The 6,656-nt window shown below is 36.4% G+C and carries 9 protein-coding genes and 1 pseudogene; 1 reads left to right on the top strand and 9 read right to left on the bottom strand.

Annotation, left to right across the window (positions count from 1 at the left end):
• Positions 1–425, top strand: a 425-nt coding sequence (locus Xinn_RS19550) for an IS630 family transposase (protein WP_153043414.1), incomplete at its 5' end; no start/stop codon positions are given.
• Here the strand turns inward: Xinn_RS19550 and Xinn_RS19545 are convergent.
• The 9 genes and pseudogenes from Xinn_RS19545 to Xinn_RS19500 form a co-directional block, all read right to left on the bottom strand.
• Positions 373–1,014: a TraI domain-containing protein gene (locus Xinn_RS19545; protein ID WP_099137766.1), complete on the bottom strand. Its 642-nt coding sequence runs from the start codon at positions 1,012–1,014 to the stop codon at positions 373–375. The genes Xinn_RS19550 and Xinn_RS19545 overlap by 53 nt on opposite strands.
• Positions 1,015–1,083: 69 nt before the next feature.
• Positions 1,084–2,595 (bottom strand): UvrD-helicase domain-containing protein, encoded by a 1,512-nt coding sequence (locus tag Xinn_RS19540; protein ID WP_086954013.1) that lies wholly within the window; start codon positions 2,593–2,595, stop codon positions 1,084–1,086.
• 335 nt (positions 2,596–2,930) lie between these two features.
• Positions 2,931–3,893: an ArdC family protein gene (locus Xinn_RS19530; protein WP_086954015.1), complete on the bottom strand. Its 963-nt coding sequence runs from the start codon at positions 3,891–3,893 to the stop codon at positions 2,931–2,933.
• Positions 3,894–3,969: 76 nt separating this feature from the next.
• Positions 3,970–4,200: a hypothetical protein gene (locus Xinn_RS19525; protein WP_086954016.1), complete on the bottom strand. Its 231-nt coding sequence runs from the start codon at positions 4,198–4,200 to the stop codon at positions 3,970–3,972.
• 7 nt (positions 4,201–4,207) lie between these two features.
• Positions 4,208–4,549 (bottom strand): hypothetical protein, encoded by a 342-nt coding sequence (locus Xinn_RS19520; protein WP_086954017.1) that lies wholly within the window; start codon positions 4,547–4,549, stop codon positions 4,208–4,210.
• A 168-nt stretch (positions 4,550–4,717) separates the two neighbouring features.
• Positions 4,718–5,020 (bottom strand): hypothetical protein, encoded by a 303-nt coding sequence (locus tag Xinn_RS19515; RefSeq protein ID WP_086954018.1) that lies wholly within the window; start codon positions 5,018–5,020, stop codon positions 4,718–4,720.
• Between the two features lie 107 nt (positions 5,021–5,127).
• Complete coding sequence (locus Xinn_RS19510; RefSeq protein WP_086954019.1) at positions 5,128–5,760, bottom strand: hypothetical protein; 633 nt, start codon at positions 5,758–5,760, stop codon at positions 5,128–5,130.
• Between the two features lie 421 nt (positions 5,761–6,181).
• The gene (locus Xinn_RS19505; protein WP_143706514.1) at positions 6,182–6,469 is read right to left on the bottom strand and encodes a hypothetical protein; all 288 of its coding nucleotides are present in this window, start codon (positions 6,467–6,469) and stop codon (positions 6,182–6,184) included.
• A 66-nt stretch (positions 6,470–6,535) separates the two neighbouring features.
• A pseudogene (locus Xinn_RS19500) lies at positions 6,536–6,656 on the bottom strand (IS30 family transposase); the annotation flags it as partial.

Here is a 6,656-nt window from a genome sequence, read left to right as displayed (position 1 = left end):
TCATGGGGGCACTCAATTTACACCGGATTGAAGAGACGGTTATTCGTGAATATCCGACGATTAACGCGGAAAATGTCGTCCTTTTTTTCCATGCCATTAGGGAAACCTATCCCTTCCAACAAAAAGTGCATATTATTTTGGATGGTGCAGGTTATCACCGCGCTGAATTAGTAAAATCAGCGGCTCAAGAGCTGAATATTCAATTGCATTACTTGCCCCCCTACAGCCCTAATCTCAACCCCATTGAACGATTATGGAAGTACACGAATGAGCAAATACGCAACAATGTCTATTTCCCGGATGCAAAAACGTTTCGGGGAACACTTCGACATTTTTATCATGTCACTTTGCCAACAAAAGCACAGGAATTGGCTACCCGACTGACTGATCATTTCCAGCGATTAAAACCTGCATCTTCAAGTTAATTGCGTATATATATTCACCATCAAATTGACCCGCCAAGGGTAGCCAATGAAGCATAGACGCATAAAATACTACTGCGTTCCAAGCGCTGCTTTGACTGGCTTGCTCTTCTGGTAATGCTCCCACTGGCAATAGCTTCTTTTTTGATAATCGGATTGAATACACCATAGTAAGCAGTGTTAAATCAAGTAATCCGCCTTCCTGAGCAAAAGCCCCTTGTCTAAAAGCAGGTAAGTTTTGTACTCTCTCTGTATACTGTTGAAGAGGCGATAAAAAAAATTCTTGATATTGTGATTTTGATAGTGAAACATTTTCCCAAAGTTGCTGTAAGCAGTTTTGACGTAATTCAGTATTTAATAGGTCATATGATTTTTTAGGCAGGAAATAGCCATCATGTGTGACACTACTTTCATTCTTTGATTTGTTTCCCCCCGAAACATCGGAGTCATTATTACGATTTAGCCATTTCTTAAACATTTTCATTTTTGATTTGTTTCCCCCCGAAACACTGGAATCACCATTACAACTTAGCCAGCTCTTGAACATTTTCATTCTTTGATTTGTTTCCCCCCGAAACACCGGAATCATCATTACAACTTAGCCAGCTCTCGAACATTTTCATTCTTTGATTTGTTTCCCCCCGAAACACCGGAATCATCATTACAAATTAGCCAGCTCTCGAACATTTTCATTCTTTGATTTGTTTCCCCCCGAAACATCGGAGTCACTATTACTATTTACTAAGCACTCCCCTGATTGTTTTTCTTTATTCGAAATTACACTTATAATAATTTCATTAATCATAAGTTTCTTACGAGCGCGAGTTGCAGAAACATAGAGTAGGTTTATTTCATCTCTTCTGTTCAGTTCTGTTAATTTAGGATCAAATAAATCTGGAAAATCATTATTTAGCTCAACAAAATTCCACTCTAATCCCTTAGATCTATGAGCTGTTGAAACCGTTATATCTGCTTTATGTTCATTAGTTATCGCAAAATTACGCATTACTTCTAAATTTTGTGGAAGGGGAAAGTATCTATCTAATAAATTGATAGATTGCATCATTTCAATATCTTGCGTCGCTCTGGCTATTCGACAATACTCATCATAATCTTTGTAATCTTTTGTTAAACGAGGCTGCTGTACTTTCTGTGGCATATCGACAGAGAACCAATACAGATCTTCAAGTTCTTCAGTACGATAAGCTTCTATTCCTCCAACCCAATATACTGATTTCTTTTCTTTCGCAGCTCCTAATGCTGTATCAATTACACCTGCCACTGTTCGACTCAATACCGCTTTATGAGGTACATCAAATTGTTGTGGTAATAAAACTTCATCATCTTCCCCTAACCCAACAACCTGATGAGTTTCACCATCCAAGGCAAGTAACTTATTTGCTATCTCAGCAACATGTGGACCAAAACGAAAACTATTTGTTAGCCATAAACGATCAGCATCAGCTAGCTGTGGTGCATCCAGAGCATTATTCGCCCCACGAAAGCGATAAATTTGTTGATGTTTATCACCAACCAGAACAACATTTGTGTCTTGGTTCAAAACAATCGCATGAGTGACAGGGTTAGCATCCTGTGCTTCGTCAAATAAGATTGTTTGATAATGGCGAGATAAATCAGGCTGTGACAATTGATAAAGCTTTAAATAAGTATCATGAGTAACTGGAAAGCTATCATTTAAATTTTTCATTAAACTCCAAATATATTCTGCTCCCCCAATGACTTTAATCGGATCAACACCCTCTATAACTTCTTCATCTGGGCAGTGAATTAGCTTTATTTTGATATCATCACTGGATAAAAAGCGATTTAATGTGCTTTGGACTCGATGGACCAATGACCAATGGCGAGTATTTAATGCCCGTGCAATATCAGTGATACGTAATTGATTAACCAGCCTATGTTTGTAATGACGGCCTTGAGTGGGCCAGGCTAATTGATGTGAGGTTTTACATTTAACATTGAAAGGAAACTTACGTTCTGCTTCTTCCCTTACTGCTCTATTAAAGGCCAAATAGAGCATAGAGTCTTTAGGATTAGCTAATGCGTAATTCACTAATGTAGATGTTTTTCCTGTTCCCGCAAACGCATTAACTACTAATTTTGAACCTTTCCATTCTACTACCGTTTTTTGTTCATCCGTCAATGTGAACATGTTTAACCACCTATTTAAAATAGCCAAGTTAATTTACGGTAATAATTAAAAACACGGGGACTTAAGTACAGTAAAAACTCTTTTTTCATTTTGATAAAAAAACGCCTCCGAAGAGGCGTTTTTACTTTCTAATAAGAAATTAAAACCTTCGATGTATCTATCGGTATTCCTATCTTCTTAAAAGTTTCTACAGGTGATAAACCTTGTTCAATGAAACCTTTTACTGTTTCATCATCATATAAGATCGTATCACTTAGTGTCATATTAACATGCTGTATTAATAGCATGTGTGCCAGCAATTTAAAACGAATAATGTCATATCGCATATATTCCACCTATGCTACCTTCTCATTATGGAATGTACGCAAATTTAATAAATATTCGCTTGCTTCTCTGGCCTGTTTACAGGCTCTGAATAGAGCTTTTTTATCCTTTTTTAAAACAGATAACCAATGTTCAATATAACTAGCATGGTTAACTTCACCGAACACTTCCAATTGAGAACAGAGGAAAGCACTTCCCATTTCAGCAACTAATTCTTCAAAAGAATATATAGGATCGCCAAATTGGAAATTTTTCCTTGTTATTCCCTCACGATTCAATCGGCTTGCATGTCCTGTGCTATGTACCATTTCATGAAGTAATGTAGACCAATAATCAGCCTCTGTATCAAATTGCTCTGAAAGAGGCATTACTATACGATCACTAGTTGGACCATAGAAAGCACGGTCTTGCGCTGCTGAAATCATCTTTACACCAGTAGCATCTAATATTTTAGATACTTCATGTCTGATCCTCGATGAGAAATTTTCCTGCTTGTCTTCAGGTATTCGCTCATATTGCTGTAATAGATGCTCTGGTAATCCGTCACATTGAGTAACATTAAATAGCATATTAGGCTTCAGCATAGTGCGCCGTTCCATCAATGGCTGTCCTTCATTGTCAAACAATAAACCATGAGACTCATCTTTAGCCTGAACCTCATACTGTTTATATATTACAGTAAGAGTAGCACGCTCTCCTTTACGAACTTTTCCTCCTAGCTGTTGTGCTTGAAGATACGTTAACCAACGGTTGTTATTAGTTACCATTTCTTCCGCAGACATCCATAACAATAATATATTCACACCATTGTAATGGTTTCCGGTCATTGCATTGGTAGGTAGTATCCCTCCAGATTGTTTATCTGTAGAGCGCCAGGGTTTTTTCCATGGAACCGTACCTTTTTCCAATGCACTAATAATTCTATCAGTTACCTGTTGATAGATATCCTTTTCTGCGTTAGTTTGTTTTTTCATAGAGAATACTCCTAATAAAAAGGTGTACTCTCTCCAGATGGTGAAAGTACACCATCTGGTGAAAAAATAAGTAAAATTAGGTCACTAAACCAACCCGTCTACGTAACCTTTCAAAGCTAAAACGAACCTGTTCCGATGTTACAGAGAAGCAAAGATCCCAATGCACATAATAATGAATACTCGTTCCTTCATTTCTTGATGCGTTAAGGATAAATTTTACCTTCTCCTGACTACCATTATTCACACCGTAACGCTCATCAGCAGATTTGATTAGCTCTGCTATTTTTTGTTTTTCTGAATCATTCATACTCAAACTACCACCAAGCCCAGAAAAACAATCCGTAATTATCAAGATCAAATGCTCTTAATACACGTTTAAGGTCTTCGACTTCTAACCAATAATCTTCATTATAATCAGCATGATAAGTTGCAAATACCTCATTACAATTATCTTCTGTTAGTCGGTCCAAATCTGCTAATAACTGTTCTAACGTATGTTTAGGCATCAAAATTTCTTTACCTTTTTGAATACTCTTAACGTTATTATTCATCCAGTAAAGAATAGGATAAAAATCTTTAAAATATCCTACTTGTATATTTTTATCCGCACATCCTTTCTGTTTGTCGCCTAAAAAAAAGTGAATATCAAGTCCCATTTTTCATTCCTTATATAATAAAAATAAAAGCAGGGACTTTCCCACAGGGAAAATACCCTGCGGGCTGTCTTATATAATTAACTAATAATAGTTAATTTATGTCTACCACCAAGCCCAGAAAAATAATCTGTGATTATTAAAATCAAACGATTTTAATATATTGCTAACTCAGTCTTTTATTTCTTCAACATCTAACCAGTAACACTCATCATATGCAGTTGATACAAAGATAGATTCTGCTGTTGTGGGAAATATCTCAGAACAGTTATCTTTTGTTAGCTTATTCAAGTCTGCTAACAACTGCTCTAATTTATGTTTGGGTATAAATATGTCTTCACAATTACCAACACTCTGGACATTTTTGTTTAACCAATAAAAAAGTGGATAAATTTTTTTAAAATGTCCCACTTGGACATCGTGATCACATTTTTTATTTTCGTCACTTGAATAAAAATGTATATCAAGTCCCATTTCTTACTCCTTATATAATAAAAATAAAAGCAGGGACTTTCCCACAGGGAAAATACCCTGCGGGTTGTTTTATACAATTAACTATTGTGAATTAGTTTCTGTCTTTACTAGTTCCATGAAACCGAAGCGTCTTGTAGAAAAATGTTATCCATTTCTTCACGTATCAAATAATTGGATTCGATAACATGTAATGACAACAAACTAGCTTTTTCCCACAGGTACTTCGCTGTACTATAGTTATCCCAACAACTTTCATAAGAACCTTTATCATTCAAACGCTCACGTTCTTTTTCCAACGCAATAAGCTCATCTTTTCGAGTGACTGGACGCGCCCAAGTAATTCCAGATGCAGATGCTATCCGTCCTCCTAAAAGTCTCCTATGGTATCGGTCATAGATCATTACTGCTCGCGGTATAAAACTCATAGGTCCCATATCACGCCCAAAGTCGGGATCATAATAATCTACGCCTTCATCCCTAAAGACCCAACTATTTTTATCTATAGTAGATTTAAGCTGTTGAACTGCGTCAGTGAGCATTGGTGCGCTACAAACGAATAATGTTTTTTCGCTGTAATATGTCCCATAATTAGGATCATCGTCAGGGTACTCAGCATCACCAGAAACCAAAACAGTAATCTGACGCTGAAACACATCCAGACGCAACGAAACACCAGGTTCATAAGGTGTATGCAAAAAAGGCAGTTCTCTAACATGACTATTAGCTAATGTATTATTCATAAGACTTCTCCAATAAAAGGGGAGAAATCTTCCCAGTGAGGAAAATTTCCCCATTGGGTGAAAAAACGTAGAATTATTGATGATGCTATTAATAAGCAATCGTTGTGAAAAGTTTCTTAATCGCTTTAGCGATCTCCGTTTTCAAAGAATAAACGGATTTACCCAGAGTATCTTACTGTCTGCCGTTTCAGGTCTGGCAGATAATGTAGTCACCCGAAGGCGCTCCTCTCAGACTACAGGAACATTGATTAATACAGCCACCCTAAAGCGCTTCTTTCAGACTGTTGAAGCATTGATAGGTTGCTTAAAGCAACGATAGTAACAGCTTCATTTTGTTATTCATTTTACTAACTGTCAACCTAAAAAAATAACTTTTATTTAATCATAAAGAGGTAATTAATTAGATTATTAGAAAATATTCTCAAGGCCAAAAAGGTTCTAAGATCCAATTTGCAATTAATTGCCTTTCTTCTTTTCCTAAAAAAAGCCCTGCTTCTGTAAAATCAAACTCCCACTTACTATTTTTTGTCCATACTGATATAAAAAATTGGGCTAGTGCTTTCTCCCCTATACTAAGAGTATCTTTATCCCTCTCCCATAAATAAAAATCAATTTCACATATTTGCCAGTCCCAAAAAATAGAAATACGTGGATAACTGCTTATCATAGTATAGAATTTATTTTGCTCTTGAGATAATTCAACATTCATAAGCAATCTCATTCATCACTCCCATTTTGATAGTAAACTTGCATTCACATAATAAGTGCAACACCGTTATGAACGAAGTAAACGAGTCGGTATGCCTTTAAATAACTCATTCGGTGTTTGATAACCTCGCGTTTTTCGAGGACGTTTATTTAATCGATTTGCCACGAGATTTATCTCCAACTCTGAG

The organism is Xenorhabdus innexi, from assembly GCF_002632485.1.
In the GTDB taxonomy this organism is placed as follows: domain Bacteria; phylum Pseudomonadota; class Gammaproteobacteria; order Enterobacterales; family Enterobacteriaceae; genus Xenorhabdus; species Xenorhabdus innexi.
This window is presented reverse-complemented; position numbering and strand designations above follow the sequence as displayed.

Coding starts and splice junctions, on each gene's coding strand:
- Xinn_RS19510 (WP_086954019.1), bottom strand. CDS start 5,760: ATGAATAATACATTAGCTAATAGTCATGTTAGAGAACTGCCTTTTTTG.
- Xinn_RS19515 (WP_086954018.1), bottom strand. CDS start 5,020: ATGGGACTTGATATACATTTTTATTCAAGTGACGAAAATAAAAAATGT.
- Xinn_RS19520 (WP_086954017.1), bottom strand. CDS start 4,549: ATGGGACTTGATATTCACTTTTTTTTAGGCGACAAACAGAAAGGATGT.
- Xinn_RS19530 (WP_086954015.1), bottom strand. CDS start 3,893: ATGAAAAAACAAACTAACGCAGAAAAGGATATCTATCAACAGGTAACT.
- Xinn_RS19505 (WP_143706514.1), bottom strand. CDS start 6,469: ATGAATGTTGAATTATCTCAAGAGCAAAATAAATTCTATACTATGATA.
- Xinn_RS19545 (WP_099137766.1), bottom strand. CDS start 1,014: ATGATGATTCCGGTGTTTCGGGGGGAAACAAATCAAAGAATGAAAATG.
- Xinn_RS19525 (WP_086954016.1), bottom strand. CDS start 4,200: ATGAATGATTCAGAAAAACAAAAAATAGCAGAGCTAATCAAATCTGCT.
- Xinn_RS19540 (WP_086954013.1), bottom strand. CDS start 2,595: ATGTTCACATTGACGGATGAACAAAAAACGGTAGTAGAATGGAAAGGT.